A 16,638-nucleotide genomic window follows, 5' to 3' on the forward strand; every position below is an offset into this window, starting at 1 on the left:
GCTGGACTGTCAAAGCAAATAACGAAAGCCTGACTTGTTTCTAAGGTTAGGCTTCTTTGTCAATTGAGCATCCCGAGTATGCTTTCCAGCTCAAACTCGTCAAAATTGACAATCTCTCTCAATCTGATCGGTTTTGAGAGCGCAAATTTCTTCCAACTTTCTTTGAATCTTTCGTCCCCGCCTTTTGCATTCTCATTGATGTTTTCTCTTATTCGCATCTTTTTGGTCAGAAGGTTTATGCTGACTGAGCGTTCAACAACAGGACCGCGGTTCACGCTGTCATCGTAACCAATTAGTTCAAAATCGGAGTTCTGGTATCGAAAACTGTAGGTCCGATAGCCGTATCTGCCATGGGCGTAGTGAAGGCGGAGATTTCCTTTGCTTATGGTGACGCTAAGCTCCGGCGCAAAATAGACGCCGCCATCCTCATTTTCAGATGAAAAACAATCGCTATTTTCCAGCACAAGTTCATATCCATCTTGACTTTTGAAGGCAATGATGATGCCTCGACGGTTGCGTTCCAGTTCCCCGCGATACTCATCTTTGACGACGTTATTTCTGTCCGTTCCCTTAATTATGAAGACGTAATCCGCTTGATTGTCTTTGTTTAAATCTCCCTGAATTTTCTCGAAGACAACATATCCGGCTGGGACAAATTCAGTGGGGGATTTTGCTATTCTCGCTTTCGGCTGTCCGAAAGCATTTGCTCCTATTGCAAGGAACATGATGAAAATAAGTTTTTTCATTCCGCACCTTAATATTGCATGGATTCAATTGAGCCTGACGATAAAAGCTGAAGCGCGCCTCTGATAACGCATGAAAAACCCGCAAAGCTTGCCGGGGTCGCGATGCTTCGAGCATCTTTTCGAGCTACGCCGAAAAAGGGGATTGATGAGTCTGAGGATTTTTCGTGGTCAATAAAGGGCCCGTTCCATATTCGAAATTCACACTCTTCGTAGGTGCGCCCGCGTTTCGACCCGGTGCCAGTAACCACAATTGTGCCCGCTGACTACCACCTGGTTCGGGCGGAGGACCCGCGATCTCATAAAAGCCCGTCGTTCAGCTCGCCAGAGAGGCTGAAATCCTGAGGCAAACGGCAACCCCGCTAAAGCGGCTTCTTCCGTCCACCCCGAGCTGTTGCAAAATTCAGTCCGGTCCATTTTTTCTGGGGCAGCTGCGAGCTGGCGGGCACGCGCTGCTCCGGCCGGCGCGCCCGAGCACCGCGGCGGCGTGTCCGATCTGCCTGACGGGGTGGTTCGGGAAGCCTATTCCCTGAGGTGAGCAGCTGAGGCTTCTAGTCGGGCAACGATGCCGTCCCGTTTCCGGCTTTCTATGGCTGTGTCTATCCGGAGCCGAAAGGATTTCCCGACGCGCGGGCACAGCCGGAAACCACGTTTTACAGCCCCGAACTCGAGGAATTCATCCTGCCTGATGCCGAGATGCGGCAGGCGGATTCGCCCGACAGCTAGAGACTCGAGTTTCTCCAAAGCACCCACGATGCGGCCGCCGATCTGGGACACTGGGATCGGCCGTCATCGGAACGGAACCTGTCCGGCAAAGAGTCGTCTTTTCTTTCGACCTAAAAGTTGCCCGACCGGAATTCTTGCATGGCCTGTTCGATTTCCTCGCGCGTGTTCATAACGAAGGGTCCCCACTGGACGATCGGCTCGTTGAGCGGGCGGCCGGCGGCCAGTAACAGTCTCGCTCCCCCAGTACTGGTCAGCCGTACGCCATCGGCATCAGCGCGGTTGGTCAGAACTGCGAGCTGACGGGCGCGCACCGGCTCGCCGCGTGTTCCGACGCAGATTTCTCCGTCGTAAACATACAGAAACGCGTTGTGTCCCGCAGGAATCCGCGCCTCGTAAGTGCTTCCGGCCGGCATTTCGAGGTCAAGATAGAGCGGCTCGGTCGCCTCGCGCCTGACCGCGCCATCGATGCCCTCCACTGATCCGGCGATGATCCGGATGGTGACGCCTTCCTGCGTGACGGTGCGCGGGATCGCTTCGGCCGGAATATCCCGGTAACCCGGCTCGGTCATCTTCTCACGCGCCGGGAGATTGATCCAAAGCTGAAAACCGTGCATCAGCCCCTGTTCCTGCTCGGGAAGCTCGGAATGGATGATGCCTCGACCGGCGGTCATCCATTGCACGCCGCCGGCGGCCAGCAAACCTTCGTGGCCGGCGTTGTCGCGATGCCGCATGCGCCCGGCGAGCATGTAGGTGACCGTCTCGAAGCCCCGATGGGGATGATCTGGAAAGCCCGCAAGATAGTCGTCCGGGTTGTCGGAACGAAACTCGTCGAGCATAAGGAAAGGATCGAGCCGGCGCTGCAGGTCCGGAGTCAGCACGCGCAGCAGTTTTACGCCGGCGCCGTCCGATACCGAGGCGCCGGTAACCAGTCGCTCGATCTCGCGGGTAACAAAATTCGGAGAGATGATCATGGGTGTTCTCCTAGAACAATCTGTCAAACATCGACCGGTTTCCCGGCAGTCGTGATCGTTCGGGAATCGATAAGTCGGGAGATTTGCCCGAGCGCGGCCGTCTCCGCCCGGTCCTTGGCGAGCTCCCCTAAAGCGAGTCCTTCCGCATAGATGAAACTCACATCCGTCATCCCGAGAAAGCCCAGCACATTGCGCAGGTAAGCGGTTTGCGTGTCCTGCGGTGTGCCGCTATAAATCCCGCCGCGGGCGGCAAGCACGAACACCTGCTTATCTTGGACCAGTCCGACCGGCCCGTTTTCGGTGTACTTGAACGTGATTCCGGCCCGGGCGACGTGGTCGATCCAGGCTTTAAGGGTCGACGGGATACCGAAGTTGTACATGGGAACGCCGAGCACGAGAACATCCGCCGCCTGAAGCTCCGCAATCAGTTCGTCGGAAAGTTCCACTGCCGCCCGCTGCTCGGGCGTGCGCCGCTCAGCCGGCGTGAAGAAGCCAGTGATTGCGGTCTCGTTCAAATGCGGAATCGGGTTGCGGCCGAGGTTGCGGGTGAGGATCCTGTCTTCCGGATGCCGCGCGCGCCACTGCGTGATGAAAGCGTCGACTAAGCGGTTGGCGTTGCCGGTATCGGACAGACTGGTCTTGATTTGCAGCACGGTGGTCATGGCGATCTCCTGGTAAGAATCGATAGACGGCACCAGGATAGTTTTGTGTGTTTCGATTAAAAAGCTCAAAATTTAGGTAGTTCTTATCGAAAAATTCGATCATATGAAAATTCCTCGGACTACCCTGGAGCAATGGCGCGTGTTGCAGGCTATCGTGGAATACGGCGGATTCGCCCAGGCCGCCGAAGCGCTGCACCGCAGCCAGTCCTCCGTCAGCTATACGGTCGGCAGGCTGCAGGAGCAACTCGGCCTGAAGTTGCTGGAGATTCACGGTCGCAAGGCGAAATTGACCGAGGCGGGAGAGACGCTGTTGCGGCATGCCGAAGAACTGCTCGGCGAAGCGTTCAAGCTGGAGAGACTGGCGTACAGCCTAGCCCAGGGCTGGGAGGCGGAAATCCGTCTGGTGGTTGATGCGCTGTTCCCCACTCCACTGCTGCTGCGCATCCTGAGGGAATTTGCGCCTTTGAGCCCGCACACGCGCGTGCTCCTCAGCGAGGAGGTATTGTCGGGGACGGACGAGGCGCTGATCACGGGTCGCGCCGATCTCGTGATCGGCGGACGAGTGCCGCCGGGATTTCTGGGAGACCACCTGCTGGACGTGGATCTCGTTGCCGTGGCGCATCCCGACCATCCCCTGCACCGGCTGGGAAGGCCCCTGGATGCCGATGACCTGAGCCGGGAACTGCACGTCGTCGTGAGCGACTCGGGCACGCTGGCGCCGCGCGATTCGGGCTGGCTCGGCGCGACGCGGCGCTGGAGCGTGACTAGCCCCGAGAAGCGGATCGCCTTGTTATGCGCGGGACTGGGCTTCGGCTGGATTCCATGCCATCTGATCGAAGAGCCTCTCGCGTCCGGCCGGCTCAAGCCGCTGCCTTTGCGCGAGGGACAGCACCGCAAGGTGCCGCTGTATCTCATGTTCGCCCAGCCCAGGCTCGCCGGCCCCGCCACCCGCAAGCTCGCCGAACTGATTCGCGCCTGCGTCGCCGAAGGCAGAACAGGGATGAACAGCGGTTCCGTCTAGTCCGGATATTTCACCATCAGGAGGTTCGGCGCAGCGTTGAACCCCGCATAAAATCAGGTTGCGAAACAGATTTTGCGGCGAGCTGTGCCGATGCCAAATTGTAGCGCTGATGAGATGACATTTGGACGCCTGGGACGGCGGGTCATCGAAGCCAATTTCCGGGGTGGAGCGATCAGTTCCGATGGCGGACTCGTGCTCTTGCGGCAGTTGGATCGACGCCTTGGCTGATCAAAGGCGGTAGCGCAGGCGTTGAACGATCCGAGGGCTCCGAACCGCATCACACATGCCCTGCAAGACCTGGTCGCCCAACGGCTTTAGGGTCTGTGTTGCGGCTATGAGGACCTCAATGATCATGACCGGCTGCGGCACGATCCGCTGCTGCAAACGGCGGTGGGCAAGGTGACGGCCCTGGCCAGCAGCCCGACGTTCTCACGCCTGGAAACCCGTGCCGGCCGTGCCGATGTGGTGGCCTTGAATCGGGTGCTGGTTGAGCAGTTCATCGCGTCCCAGCCTCGAACACCGCGCGAACTCATCCTCGACATCGACGCCTCCGATCTGCCGCTGCATGGGCATCAGGAATGGGCCCAGTTTCATGGCTCTTACGACCACTACTGCTATTATCTGCCGTTGTATGTATTCTGTGGCCAAGCGTTACTTGCGTGTCTCTTGCGGCCCAGCCGGATCGATGGGATGAAGCATTCGGCGGCCGTGATCAAACTGCCGGTGACGCGCTTGGCGAGCAGGCATGGCCGATCTTCCTAACGTGCTGCAACTGCCGTGGGGCGCCCTCGCGTATACGCTGATGCCGCGCCTGCGCGAGACTGTCTTCACCGCTACCCGTATCCTCGCCACCTGACCCGACCCGCGTGCGGTCCCCGGCACGACGGCCAACCAGGGGGTAAGGGGACTCGCGTCTTTTGTCCAGAAAGCCACTCGTTTTGCCCTATTGTCTCCCTAATCGTGCGCCTTTGAGCCTACCACCCTGTTACTGCAGCCGGTGAAAGGAAGCTGATGAAATAGTCGGGTCAGAAAAACAAACGCCCGCTGACCGCCTTCAATCCGCGGACCAGCCAGCGGTAGTGGCGGACGGCCGTCCACTCGTCCGGCTTTAGATGGTCGTTCGGGCCGAAAGCGATGATCGGCCGTCCGTCGAAGTCACGTAAAGGGCGACCCGCGTTGTTTCGGGCGATGTGGTATTCGTAGGCGGTCGGTGGGCCTGCGGTGATGAGTTGCCGGCCGGTTTTCAGCAGCTGTTCGGCGAACCGGGCGGACCATACCGCGACGACCAGTTCACTGTTGAGGGCCATGCTGAGGGGATCGAGATTGTATGTTCCCAATAGACCAAGCTGGTCGTCGATGACGGCGAACTTCCCGTGCAAGTTATGGCGATCCCCCGCGACGAACAGCCTCAGCGTCGGCACCCGGGCCATGAGTTCCGGCCATTGTTCGAGGAAGAAAGCTTGGCTGAGCGGGTTATCGCTGGATACGGGACTGTTGGTGAGAATCGTGATTTTTACGCCGCGTCGTGCCGCATCTTCCAAGGCTTGTACGGCTTGCTCCGGCAGTACCAAATAGGGGCTCACAACGAAGATCGATTTTTTGGCGCCGCGTACTAATCGGGCGAGGCTGGAGGTGATCGGGTCGTCGGTTCGGATCAGACGGGTGCGGCTGTCGAGAAGTCGAACCGGTGCTTGCACCGACTCGGGAGCCGGCCTTGCCAAGGCACCCTGGAGCGTCGGATGCGCCTGAAGTTCGTCGATCCAAGACAATCGACGGTCCCGAATCCGGTCTGACAAGGCTTCCGGAAACGGTTCACCCCGCAGCCAGTGATCCATGGCCTGGTACGCGAGCAACAAATCGGCGTTCGGATCGAGAATGTCGAGGGTCTCTTTTGTGATCGGGTGCACCTCCCCACCGTTGTATTGGGAATCGAACACGGCTTCGAGCACGGCACCAGCCTCCCGCCCGGTCAATACCGCATCAGCGTCGCGAAACGCCTTGGGGTCGACAGCTTGGTCGGCGAAATACTCGGCCGCGATGTTCCTTCCCCCGATCAGGCCGTGACTTCCGTCAGCGAGAAGAATCTTGTCGTGGTCGCTGGCGAAGATCGCGGCGGGATTCAGTGTGAGAAAGGCGTCCTGGAAGCGGTAGCGCAGCGGGCGGTACAGTTTGGCGGTGACGTTGGGCGTTTGCACCAATGTATCGAGATAATCGTTGCCCTGCACGGAGCGTGACATCTTGGTGCCTATGGCGTCCAGCATCACCCGGACCCTCACCCCCTGGCCGGCCTTGTGGACCAGATGACCGAGGAATGCGATGCCGAACACGTCCTGTTTCAGGATGAAATAGCAGATGTCCAGGCGCTTTCGGGCGCCGGCCAAGAGCCGCCAGCGCTCGACCCAGGCCATCGTATTGTCGTCCAACAGCGTGACCTGCGCGGGGGCGGTTCCTTCGGCGGGCAGGGACTCGAAAACCGCGCGCAAGGACGGTTCCCGGTTATGTAGCGGCTCGACATCGGCGGATGTGGCGACGGAGTCTGGGAACTGGACGTCCAAGAACAGACGACCGACCAGCCAGCTCGCAATCACGGCGGCCAGGGCGACAAGGACGAAGCGGCCGAATCGGCGGGTTTTGCGTCCTTTTCGTTTCGAACTCATCGGTGCTTGACGCGTACGGTTCTCGTCTTCCCGTTGGCGATGAATTCAAGAAATTCGTCATCCGGGAACAGCTAGTCGTCGCGTAGCCGGTTACTGCCGGGGGCGAGGATGATATGAGGCCAGGCAGTGTCCTTCGGCGACGTTCTGAACCAGTAGATTCCGTTCATATCCTTCGACAAGCCTGTCCTGAGCTTTGTCGACGGGCCTGTCCTGAGCCGTGTCGAAGGGCTGTCGGGGGCAGGTCGAATAAGTTCTTAATCAGCGTTTCCTAAAGACATTTCCTTCACTGTGTCACCGAGCCTATCGAGGAAGCTCGCGAAACCGGTATTCGCCTTTAGCCATTCGAGATAACGGTGCTTGTCCGGGACGAAGTCGGAAAGGTCGCAGTCGATGATACGGACGAATTGGCGCTCGCGCACCGCATCGCGCCAGCGGACGAACGCGGATTTCGCCTCGGGTGTGAGCCAGGCGTAAGTGACCGACAATCCGCGGTGGTCCGATTCGTCGCCGCCGATCACTTGTACGTCGTGGGGCGCCAGATCGGGGGTAGCGAATGAGCCGTCCAGGGCCCATACCGGCGCCGGTGCGGGATAGGTGGCCCAAGCGGAAAAGTCGCTCACGCCGCCGCGCGCCGCAGCGACAATCCGCGCGTCGGCGAGCTCGCCGCTGGTCAAAACGTCGTGCGTGCGGTCCGCGGCGAAATGAGGCCGTTCGTAGGTCAGGGCGGTCGGAACCGTGTTCATATCGCCCAGCAGAATCGACGTCCGGCCCGGTTCGATGAACCGCCGCAGAAGGTCCGCCGCCTGCGCTTCCCGCCGCGCCGGATTGAAGGCTTCGAGGTGGGTGACCAGAACATCGACGGGATGGCCGAAGAATTGGATTTGAACGTGCAGCACCCCGCGCGGCTCGTTCAAGAACTTGTCCAGAATTCCGGTAGGAAAAGCCGAGGCGTAGCTGGTTTTCTGGGGTTTCCGGAGCATCCGGGCGTCCATCGAGAGCGCCGAGTGCCGAAACAGAACGGCGTTGCCGAAACGCACCTCGAGTCCGGGCACCTTGCGGCGCCAGGTTTCGCCTCGCTCCACGGTGTAAGACTGGCCGGTACGGCGCTCGAGTTCGGCCGCGATAAACTCGGCTTGATCCATCCAGCCACTGCGCCGAGAACCGAAATCCACCTCGTTGAGCGCGACCACGTCGACCGGCGTTCCGGGCGATGCCACGGCGATCCTTTCGGCAATGCCGGCGAGATTGCGTTCGACCTCACGGCGATCGGCGTAAGCGCGCCAGCGCGGCCCGAGTCCCGAATGCAGGTTGTACGTCACGACCCGGAGCTCCGGGAGGTCGTTACGGGTTTCCAATTGCGGAAACGGCGCGGCGTGCTCCCAGCCGAACGAAGGAGCGGAGCAGAAAGCCCCAGCGTCGGGACGCCCGAGGGTGCTGGCCAACTGATATCCGCCCCAGAAATCGGTCAATGTCGTCATGGTCAAAATGCCGGAAAAGGCGGTCAATAAAGCGATTCGTAATAGTCTTAACACGTAAGCTTGGTTAATGGTGCGGGCGGATTTCCTTTCTCGGCTGTAGCGAACGGTATCGTATGAATCCCGGGAAAGCGTGATGAGCGGAAATTCGGTGGCTCATGCGGGCTCACTCCTTGACGTCGATCGCCGCTGTCCAGTGGGCGATGTTTTCGTGGGTCATTTGGCCCTTGGGCTGCAGCCGCGCATCCTCGTAGCCCCAGCGCATGATGTCGGTCAGATATTGTTCCCGCGAGAGCAGCGTGCCCTGGCAGAGACGGCCGGATGGCGGCGCGTTGCGGACCTCGTCGGCCAAGAGGATCAACAGCCGCTGCATGACCCACTCGGGAATTCGGCCTCTTTCGGTGGGATAGATAAAGCCGAAGAGAATGAGATGACTCAGCAACACGCGCCAATGAGGGCCGAAGCGATCCAGGAGCCGTGGCCAATTCAGTCGCTCGGCGCACACCCGGAGGATATGGGCGATGTCGGCGCCGTCATAACGTTCCCGCTCCAATACGAAAGCTTTCGACCAAATGATTTCCTCGATCGGGCAGAGCAGTACCGGCACGCCGAGCACTTCCCGCTCGGGGGCATGCTCGAACCAGGCTTCATCGACGACGCAGATGCCGTTTCCGGAACTGAAAATGATGTCGATGAAATATTCCCCGTAATACGCCTTGGCGAGCCAATGCGGATACGTTACGTCGGCTTGATAGCCGGCTCTCGCCAGAACGTCGATGATGCGATCGCGATCGCGAGGCTGAACGAAGATGTCCAGATCCTTGGTATATCGCGAAATTCCGGTGTAGCACTCCAAGGCGTAGGCGCCGCCGACCAGAAACGGAACCCCGGCTTCGTTCAGAAGCGTCAGCCCGTGGCGGTAGAACGTCCTTCCGGCTTGGTCGGGCGGCTGCCGGTGGTTATCGGTCGTCGGAAGCGGTGTGTCCATCGGTATCGCTAGCCTTATACGGGATGTGGCTTATAGGTGGATGATCGATACGCCTCCTCGCCGGGTGCTTCGATCGGAAGTTCGATCAGCCGGACAGGGGGACGGTCCGGAAAGGCGCGCCGCAGGAGGGGCAGGGCCACATTGTAGACGGGAATGTTGCCGCCGGTTCGTCCAATTGGGCTCCCGCGGTGAGCGTGTCCGTGAAATACCGCGGTTACCGAGTAGCGATTCAAAGGTTCTTCGAGTCGGCTCGACCCCAGGAAGGGATAGATCTCGACCGGCTCGCCCTCCACCGTGGCCTTGACCGGCGCATAGTGGAGCAGGGCGATTCGGTACTGGGTCCGCAGTTTGGCGAGCGCCGACTCCAGCTTCAGCGATTCTTCCACGGTTTCGTGAACGAAAAGTTTCATCGTCGGCTCTCCCCAGGCCTGCAGGGCATGCGCGCCGAAGCCTCCAGCAAAACCCTTGACGCCGGCGAAGCCAATGCCATGCACTTCGTGAGCGTCTCCGTCGAGCAGGATGATTCCGGCGTCGGAAAAAATGTCACGCACTTCCATTACCCGGCCCGCTTCGTACTCGTGGTTGCCGAGCACGGCGAGAGTTGGAATCTTCACGCCGCCCGTCAGTTCCTTAACGAACAGCCGCGCTTCCTCCGGTCGGCCGTCATCTACGATGTCGCCGCAGAGCAGCAGAATATCCGCGTTTTCGGAGACATAAGGACAAATGTTCTGAAGCATTCCCTGGGAGGAGGGCGTGTAGTGAATATCGGCCACGGCCGCGATGCGGACCGTTTGTCTATTTGACGGCATGGCGGTAGTTTGCGGTTTTTTCTCGTGAGGCGGGTGTCCAATAAACCAAAGACAGCTCGGCCGGGCAAAAGTGCCCGCGTGGGATCGGCTTAGCTCTTGTTCAATGATGCAGGTCCTGCCGGAGTCCGGTAAGTCGCATCCGGGTGTTTCCAGGATGACCGTGCAACCCTAATGCAAAGATGAATCGCGTACGGTTGCGGTTTGTCCCGATGCAGGAGTAGCGACCAAGGGAAGTTCGACCACGAACTCGCTGCCTTTGCCGGGTCCGCCGCTGAAAGCCTCGATCCGGCCACCGTGCAGTTCCACCAGACGCCGAACCAGCGTAAGTCCGATCCCGAGGCCGCCTTGGCTGCGGTCCAGCGAACGCTCGCCCTGGATGAAAAGATCGAAAACGTGGGGTAGCAATTCCGGCGCTATGCCAAGGCCCGTATCCTTGATACGGATCAACACGCGTTCCCCCCGCGTTTCGGTGCGGAGCGAAATGGACCCACCTTCCTCGGTATATTTGGCGGCGTTGTTCAAAAGGTTGGCGACAACCTGGATCAATCGGGTCGCGTCCCCGACGACCAGTAGCGGTGCCGGGGAAGTCTTGACGTCGAGATGGTGGCGCCGCGATTCGATTAACGGCCGCGTGGCCTCGATCGCTCGCTCGATGACGGTGTTCAGGGCGATGATTTCTTTTCTGAGGGTCACCTTGCCTTGGGTAATGCGTGAGACATCTAGTAGGTCGTCGACCAACCTGGAGAGATGGATGAGCTGACGGTCTATGATCTCCCTAGCGCCTTGAAGCCTGGGTTCGTCGGCGCCCAGCTTTCGTATCAGTTGGGCGGCATTGCGGATCGGTGCCAACGGATTGCGGAGTTCATGTGCGAGCATGGCGAGAAATTCGTTCTTTCGCCGATCGGCCTCATGCAGCGCATCCATCGCCCGGGTACGATCCCAAGCCATGGCGGTGAATAGGGAAAGCGTTCGGAGGAATTCGATTTCTTCCGGATCGAAATGGTCTCGCCGCGTGCTGGCGAACGACAGCGTGCCGAGGGGGCGCCCATCGCCCGCCATGAGAGGATGGCAGGCGTAGGCGCGTAGGCCCGCTTTGCGGAGAATGACGCCGTCGGGGTCGTCCTCGATACGCGCGCTGTCGGCACTCAGGGGAGAGCCAGTAGCGGCCACTGTGCCACACAAACTGGTTTCCATTTCCAACTTCTCGATATCCGGCAGCAACGTGTCGGAGACGCCATAGGAGGTGATCAGCCGAAGACTTTGGGCACTCTCGTCAACCCGGTGGCTGAAGCCCACGTCGGCATCGAGTAACGCGTGCACTTTCTCGAAGACCATACGGCTCAGTTGAACATCGGTGGTATGGCTGTCTAGGGCCGCGCGGCTGATCGCCAGAAGCTCCGCCTGCCGTTGATTGTGACGGCGTAGCGCCAGCTCGGCTCGTTTCAGGTCGGTGATGTCCTGGGTCGTGCCGAAGGCGCCGACCAACGTTCCCCGGTCGAATTCCAGCTCGGCTTTCTCGTGAACCCAACGGATGTCCTTGCCGACGACGATGCGGTGTTCGATATCGTACGGTGCACCGCCAAGTGCCGCCTTCCAGCTCCGGTCGACATACCTTCGATCGTCCGGATGAACGCAGTCGAGAAATGTCTGATAAGTCAGAGGCGTACCCTCGGGTATTCCGAAGATCCGGTGGTTTTCCGCCGACCAGAGCAACTCGTTGCTCTGAATATTCAGCCGCCAGCTCCCGATTTTGCCGACCGCCTGTGCACGGTTCAAATCGTGTTGGCTCTGCTGCAGCGCCTTTTGGGCCTCTTTGCGCATCGTGATGTCGTTGGCGATGCCGAGATAGCCGGTGATGGCCCCCTTTTCATCGCGCATGACCGAAATCGACACTTGAGCGGGAAAGCGGCTCCCGTCCTTGCGGATCAAACTCCATTCCGTTTCGGTCGATCCACAAGCTTCGATCAGCGCCGGCAAGACTGTGACAGACGACGAAGCGGGCTGGCCGAGCTTGTCGGCCAGCGTTTTCGCATAAGCTTCGAGCTCGGCAGGATCGTGAAAGATCGCGGGCGTCTCCTTGCCGACGAGTTCTTCGGCGGAATAGCCGAGCGCCTTCTCTGCGGCTTTATTGATGGTCTGGATGATGCCTTGTCTATTGACTGAGACGATGCAGTAATTGGCTCCGTCGAGGATTGCCTGCTGTAACCGGAGCGTGTCGCGCAAGATGGCCGTGCGTTCGTCGACTTTTTTCTCGAGCTGATCGCGCGCCCGCTTCAGCGCCACCAGCGCCTGCTGCCACTGGTTCGCCAGGGCGCCCAACACCAGTACCGAAATCGAGAACAGCACGATCAGGGACTGCACCAAAAGAGCGCGGTCGGAAGTGTCGAACTGCGGTTCAGCAAAAGCGCCGTGCCCCTCAGCCGTACACCGCGCGGCAATCACTCCCAGCACGAGAATCGAGAAGGAAACGCCGGGGATGCCGAAACGCACGCCCATCCAAAGCAGCGGCGGCATGATCACATAGGGAAAGGGGATGCGGTTGGTAAAAACGGCCAAAGCCAGACCCGCGACCGACGCCATGGCAGCCAACGCCTCGATCCGCCGGGCGGGCGCCAGCATCCGCCAATACGACCAAGTCGCCGGCAGCGCAAGGCTGAAGGGAGCCGTCACCATGATCCCGGCGATATCGCCCGTCCACCATGTGAGCCAGACCGAGGCGGGCGGCTCACCATAGGCTGCAGCTACGGCCACCGTTCCCACTGTTGCGCCAACAGCTGAGCTTAGCAGAGCTCCCAGTACGGTCAGCGCCACGACATTCTGAACCGTGTCCAGCCTCAGCGGTGTACCGATCACTCGCCCCAGCAGCCATGCGCCCGTCAATGCTTCAACTGTGTTGCCAAAAGAGAAAGCGGCGGCAACCGAATAAACTTGCTCGAAGACTAGGACATTGACGCTGAAATCGACCGTAAGCGCCGTGATGATGAACGCCGGCCAAAGCAGCCGGGGACGGGTGGCGAGCGTCGCCAAGTAAAACCCGCCGGGCAGCCAGAACGGAATGAAGTGATAAGGATTGGGGGAGATCCAATCGCTAGCCAGCGCAAGTCCGAAGAGACCGACGGCAAACCCAAGCAGCGACCAGACGGATGGCCACCGGTGGGTTGTTTTATAGCCTGATGAAAACCTTTCGCTTTGCATGCTTGCAGCAATGATAGTGTCCATACAATTCGACCAGTTCCGTGGCGTTTCGCTCAGGTCAGGGGCGGTCAGGCGCTCCCGTTCATCCTACGGTTACCGTAGCGCTTGCGCAATCCGCAGCTTGTTTAGCCAGGCCTGGAATGAGCAAAGCGAAGGCTTGTAGGTCAGCGATCCCTTGCCGACGAACCGCTTGGCTCAGCTGCGCCGTCGAGAAGAACTCCCGGGCTCGATCGGCGGAATGGGAAGCATAGTAAAGACCGGTGCTCGAAAGACTGGGGATCTTGTGGCGATTTTCCGTCCTTGACCTTGCCGGTATGATGATGACTTTGGCCGGATTACCGGAAAGATATAGAGAACGAGTGGACAGGAGACTGATATGGCGAAGGTGACGGTAAAAAAGTTGACGGAATCCACTTTCGAGGTGACGGTGGAAGCGCGGACCACGACGACGCATACGGTCACCGTGGATCCAGACTATGCGGCCCGATTGACCGACGGCAAGGTGCCGACCGAGCGACTGGTCAGCCGTTCGTTCGATTTCCTGTTGGAGCGGGAACCGAATACCAGCATCCTGCGCCGATTCGATCTCCCCGTCATCGGCCATTACTTCCCGGAGTACGAGCGGACGATCAAGAACATGCTGGCCTAATCCGATTGACTCGAAATCGGTTCAATAAGGCAGTCATTTTTTGTAGCGTGGGTTAGGGCGCGAGGCCGTAACCCACCGAGTAACCTCGAAGTCGCAGGATACACGGGACTTGTCCTGAGTTCGGTCGAACGGCGGTTCGGTTGGCTCACCACATCCGACGGGCGATAACGTGTAGGGTGCGGTGAAGAATGAACCGCACCGATCGCGTCCTGTCGATGTCACCTTAATCTAGGTCGAGAATGTTGCGGTTCGCTTCGCTTACGACATCCTACAGCCGGAAACTGGTAGGATGCGGTGAGGAACGACAAACCGGCAGGTTTGATGAAAAACATCCTTGTTTTTCACCCTTACGGGCGCTCCGCGTCCCAACCCTCTCCCGGAGGATTGGTGCCGGTTTACTCGTCTCATCCCTGAGACTCGCCCTTCGGGCCGTGCTTCGCACGTTCCCGTTCGCTCCCGGCGAACGGGTGCACGGAGCCCGTAGGGTGCCGGACAAGGATGTCCGGCATGAGCCGCGCCAGTCGAACCGCACCGGTTAGGTCTCGTCGCCATCACCTTTCCAGCTCTGGCGGCTCGGGAGACGGCGGTAAAACCGTATCCTGCTCGTCCTTGAGACCAACCCCGGAAATGCGGCGGCGCATGGCTTCCTCAGTCAGATAGATCAGCTTCGCGGCGGCGGTTTCGTAACTCAATCCTTCGGGCGGTCGGATATTGGAGATACAGTTGCGCTGGGCGTCGGTATTCCCGGGCCGCGGCGCGTAAGTGAGATAGATGCCTAGACTATCGGCGGCGCTGAGCCCGGGCCTTTCACCGACGATGATGACCGCCACACGCGCGCCGAGGGCGAAGCCGATTTCGTCCGAGAGGGCCACCCGGCCGTTCTCCACCAGAGCGATCGGCCCGAATCGGATACGGCGCGAGCGGTAGCAAGTGACCACCGTTTTGAGTAGGGACAGGCCATGGCGTTCGACCGCCGTAGAAGAAAGTCCGTTGGTGACGATCAGGGCCACATCCGGATCACCGCCGTTCAGGTCATCCAGCCGTCGGCGAGATTCGGTGTCGAGCATACGCCCGCGATCAGGGCGGCGCAGGTATTCGCCGCGGCTTCGGATGGGTGTTCGCAGGATTAGAGATTCCAACCTCATCGCGCGTAGGTCTTCGGCGAAGCGTTCGACGTTCCAGGGGAAGTGCACGGCGTCGCGCGCCCGGGCATGGGCGAGCTGGAAATCGAGCAGGGCCTGGGTCGGGACGGCGTGACCCGCGCGCCCCAGAGCGATACGGGCCTGGGTGAAACGTCGAAGGGCGAACCAGGGATCGGTCATGCGCCGTCCTTCGCCAATGCGTTGACCGCACCGAGCAGGCGAGGGGGCGAGGAACCGGGGCTCAGCGCGTTGCGTCCATCGAAAATGCCCATGCGGTTCAACCAATCCTCGAATTCCGGAGCGGGCCTGAGTCCTAGGACCTTGCGCAGATAAAGGGCGTCGTGAAAGGACGTGCTTTGATAGGCCAGCATGATGTCATCCGCACCGGGCACGCCCATGATATAGGTGCAGCCGGCCACCGCCAGCAGGGTCAGAAGATTGTCCATATCGTTCTGATCGGCTTCGGCGTGATTGGTGTAACACACGTCGCAACCCATGGGCAGGCCCAGCAGCTTTCCGCAGAAATGGTCTTCCAGCCCGGCGCGGATGATTTGTTTTCCGTCGTACAGATATTCCGGCCCGATGAAGCCGACCACAGTGTTCACCAAGAGCGGCGAGAACGCGCGGGCGACGGCGTAGGCTCGTGCTTCGCAGGTCTGCGCGTCGATGCCGTGGTGTGCGTCTGCCGACAGAGCGCTTCCTTGCCCTGTCTCGAAATACATCACGTTGTCACCGACTGTGCCGCGTTTCAATTCGAGCGCCATTTCGCGGGCTTCGCTTAACAGGGAAAGATCGATCCCGAAACTCCGGTTCGCCGCTTCGGTCCCGGCGATCGATTGGAACACCAGGTCCACCGGCGAGCCGCGCCGCATCAGTTCCATCGTCGTCGTGACATGGGCCAGCACGCACGACTGGGTGGGGATTTCGTGTTCGGCGATGATGTCGTTCAGCAGGCGGAGTAGGGTGTCGACGTTCCTCGGGCTATCGGTCGCGGGATTGATGCCAATCACCGCATCCCCGTTGCCGTACAGCAAACCGTCCAGAACGCTCGCAGCGATGCCGCGCGGGTCGTCGGTCGGATGGTTCGGTTGCAGCCGTGTGGAAAGCCGTCCCGGCAGGCCGATGGTATTGCGAAACCGGGTCGTCACCTTGCAGCGCTGGGCGGCGGCGATCAAATCCTGGTTGCGCATGATCTTCGATACCGCCGCGGCCATTTCCGGCATCAGGCCGGTTCGGATCCCGACTATGGTTTCGTCGGGGGTGGTGCCGGACAGCAGCCATTCGCGAAACTCACCGACCGTCAAAGGGGCGATAGGCTCGAACGCGGCGCTGTCGTGGGTTTCAAAAATCAGACGGCTTACCTCGTCGTCCTCGGGCGGAATCAGCGGCTCTTCTAGGAAGCGGCGCAAAGGAACCTCGGCCAACACCCGCTGAGCGACGGCGCGCTCCTCCTCGGATTCCGCCGCGATCCCGGCGAGTTCGTCCGCCGAGCGTAGAGGCGATGCCTTTGCCAGCAAAGTCTTCAGATCGGCGAACGCGTAGTGGCGTCCTTTAAGGCTTGCGCTGTATTTCATGGCGGAGACGTTCCTTTTAACAAAAC

At 59.9% G+C, this 16,638-nt stretch carries 14 protein-coding genes and 1 pseudogene; 5 read left to right on the top strand and 10 right to left on the bottom strand.

Annotated features, from left to right (window positions below; genetic code table 11):
• Window positions 1–59: 59 nt before the first annotated feature.
• Complete coding sequence (locus QEN43_RS03510) at window positions 60–746, bottom strand: hypothetical protein (RefSeq protein ID WP_026611984.1); 687 nt, start codon at window positions 744–746, stop codon at window positions 60–62.
• Window positions 747–1,148: 402 nt separating this feature from the next.
• Here QEN43_RS03510 and QEN43_RS21650 point away from each other — a divergent pair.
• Window positions 1,149–1,469, top strand: a pseudogene (locus QEN43_RS21650) (DUF5996 family protein); the annotation flags it as partial.
• A gap of 110 nt (window positions 1,470–1,579) precedes the next feature.
• Here QEN43_RS21650 and QEN43_RS03515 read toward each other — a convergent pair.
• Entirely contained in the window at window positions 1,580–2,440 is an 861-nt protein-coding gene (locus tag QEN43_RS03515) for a pirin family protein (protein WP_202901195.1), read from the bottom strand.
• A 23-nt stretch (window positions 2,441–2,463) separates the two neighbouring features.
• Window positions 2,464–3,102 (bottom strand): FMN-dependent NADH-azoreductase, encoded by a 639-nt coding sequence (locus QEN43_RS03520; protein WP_026611987.1) that lies wholly within the window; start codon window positions 3,100–3,102, stop codon window positions 2,464–2,466.
• 103 nt (window positions 3,103–3,205) lie between these two features.
• Between QEN43_RS03520 and QEN43_RS03525 the strand changes: the two genes are divergently transcribed.
• The 3 genes from QEN43_RS03525 (at window position 3,206) to QEN43_RS03535 (ending at window position 4,885) form a co-directional block, all read left to right on the top strand.
• Window positions 3,206–4,123, top strand: a complete 918-nt coding sequence (locus QEN43_RS03525) for a LysR family transcriptional regulator (protein ID WP_026611988.1) — start codon at window positions 3,206–3,208, stop codon at window positions 4,121–4,123.
• A gap of 90 nt (window positions 4,124–4,213) precedes the next feature.
• A complete protein-coding gene (locus tag QEN43_RS03530) occupies window positions 4,214–4,351 on the top strand; it encodes a transposase (RefSeq protein WP_156912733.1) in 138 nt (45 codons plus the stop codon).
• 93 nt (window positions 4,352–4,444) lie between these two features.
• The gene (locus tag QEN43_RS03535; RefSeq protein WP_084162381.1) at window positions 4,445–4,885 is read left to right on the top strand and encodes a transposase; all 441 of its coding nucleotides are present in this window, start codon (window positions 4,445–4,447) and stop codon (window positions 4,883–4,885) included.
• A gap of 263 nt (window positions 4,886–5,148) precedes the next feature.
• Here the strand turns inward: QEN43_RS03535 and QEN43_RS03540 are convergent, their stop codons facing one another.
• The 5 genes from QEN43_RS03540 to QEN43_RS03560 all read right to left on the bottom strand — a co-directional run bounded on the left by QEN43_RS03540 (window position 5,149) and on the right by QEN43_RS03560 (window position 13,271).
• On the bottom strand, window positions 5,149–6,780 hold the full coding sequence (locus tag QEN43_RS03540) for a phospholipase D-like domain-containing protein (RefSeq protein ID WP_026611990.1): 1,632 nt from the start codon (window positions 6,778–6,780) through the stop codon (window positions 5,149–5,151).
• Between the two features lie 254 nt (window positions 6,781–7,034).
• Window positions 7,035–8,258 carry an endonuclease/exonuclease/phosphatase family protein gene (locus QEN43_RS03545; protein ID WP_156912909.1) on the bottom strand — a complete coding sequence of 408 codons (1,224 nt, stop codon included), beginning with the start codon at window positions 8,256–8,258 and terminating at the stop codon, window positions 7,035–7,037.
• Between the two features lie 163 nt (window positions 8,259–8,421).
• Entirely contained in the window at window positions 8,422–9,243 is an 822-nt protein-coding gene (locus QEN43_RS03550) for a nucleotidyltransferase (RefSeq protein WP_026611992.1), read from the bottom strand.
• A 14-nt stretch (window positions 9,244–9,257) separates the two neighbouring features.
• Window positions 9,258–10,052: a metallophosphoesterase family protein gene (locus QEN43_RS03555; protein WP_026611993.1), complete on the bottom strand. Its 795-nt coding sequence runs from the start codon at window positions 10,050–10,052 to the stop codon at window positions 9,258–9,260.
• A gap of 168 nt (window positions 10,053–10,220) precedes the next feature.
• Window positions 10,221–13,271, bottom strand: coding sequence for an MASE1 domain-containing protein (locus QEN43_RS03560; protein ID WP_084162383.1), 3,051 nt, complete (start codon window positions 13,269–13,271; stop codon window positions 10,221–10,223).
• A 352-nt stretch (window positions 13,272–13,623) separates the two neighbouring features.
• Between QEN43_RS03560 and QEN43_RS03565 the strand changes: the two genes are divergently transcribed.
• A complete protein-coding gene (locus QEN43_RS03565) occupies window positions 13,624–13,896 on the top strand; it encodes a hypothetical protein (protein ID WP_026611994.1) in 273 nt (90 codons plus the stop codon).
• A gap of 551 nt (window positions 13,897–14,447) precedes the next feature.
• On the opposite strand, the gene eutC is transcribed toward QEN43_RS03565, so the two are convergent.
• Window positions 14,448–15,218 carry an ethanolamine ammonia-lyase subunit EutC gene (gene eutC / locus QEN43_RS03570; protein ID WP_317963706.1) on the bottom strand — a complete coding sequence of 257 codons (771 nt, stop codon included), beginning with the start codon at window positions 15,216–15,218 and terminating at the stop codon, window positions 14,448–14,450.
• A complete protein-coding gene (locus tag QEN43_RS03575; RefSeq protein WP_026611996.1) occupies window positions 15,215–16,612 on the bottom strand; it encodes an ethanolamine ammonia-lyase subunit EutB in 1,398 nt (465 codons plus the stop codon). Before QEN43_RS03575 ends, eutC begins: the two co-directional genes overlap by 4 nt.
• Window positions 16,613–16,638: the final 26 nt, after the last annotated feature.

It is taken from the genome of Methylocaldum szegediense, assembly GCF_949769195.1.
GTDB lineage: Bacteria > Pseudomonadota > Gammaproteobacteria > Methylococcales > Methylococcaceae > Methylocaldum > Methylocaldum szegediense.

Excerpts from the sequence above, each read along its gene's own strand:
- QEN43_RS03560 (WP_084162383.1), bottom strand. The coding sequence starts at position 13,271 with ATGGACACTATCATTGCTGCAAGCATGCAAAGCGAAAGGTTTTCATCA.
- QEN43_RS03520 (WP_026611987.1), bottom strand. The coding sequence starts at position 3,102 with ATGACCACCGTGCTGCAAATCAAGACCAGTCTGTCCGATACCGGCAAC.
- QEN43_RS03565 (WP_026611994.1), top strand. The coding sequence starts at position 13,624 with ATGGCGAAGGTGACGGTAAAAAAGTTGACGGAATCCACTTTCGAGGTG.
- QEN43_RS03525 (WP_026611988.1), top strand. The coding sequence starts at position 3,206 with ATGAAAATTCCTCGGACTACCCTGGAGCAATGGCGCGTGTTGCAGGCT.
- QEN43_RS03550 (WP_026611992.1), bottom strand. The coding sequence starts at position 9,243 with ATGGACACACCGCTTCCGACGACCGATAACCACCGGCAGCCGCCCGAC.
- QEN43_RS03555 (WP_026611993.1), bottom strand. The coding sequence starts at position 10,052 with ATGCCGTCAAATAGACAAACGGTCCGCATCGCGGCCGTGGCCGATATT.
- QEN43_RS03530 (WP_156912733.1), top strand. The coding sequence starts at position 4,214 with ATGCCAAATTGTAGCGCTGATGAGATGACATTTGGACGCCTGGGACGG.
- QEN43_RS03510 (WP_026611984.1), bottom strand. The coding sequence starts at position 746 with ATGAAAAAACTTATTTTCATCATGTTCCTTGCAATAGGAGCAAATGCT.
- QEN43_RS03515 (WP_202901195.1), bottom strand. The coding sequence starts at position 2,440 with ATGATCATCTCTCCGAATTTTGTTACCCGCGAGATCGAGCGACTGGTT.
- QEN43_RS03575 (WP_026611996.1), bottom strand. The coding sequence starts at position 16,612 with ATGAAATACAGCGCAAGCCTTAAAGGACGCCACTACGCGTTCGCCGAT.
- QEN43_RS03545 (WP_156912909.1), bottom strand. The coding sequence starts at position 8,258 with ATGACGACATTGACCGATTTCTGGGGCGGATATCAGTTGGCCAGCACC.
- eutC (WP_317963706.1), bottom strand. The coding sequence starts at position 15,218 with ATGACCGATCCCTGGTTCGCCCTTCGACGTTTCACCCAGGCCCGTATC.
- QEN43_RS03540 (WP_026611990.1), bottom strand. The coding sequence starts at position 6,780 with ATGAGTTCGAAACGAAAAGGACGCAAAACCCGCCGATTCGGCCGCTTC.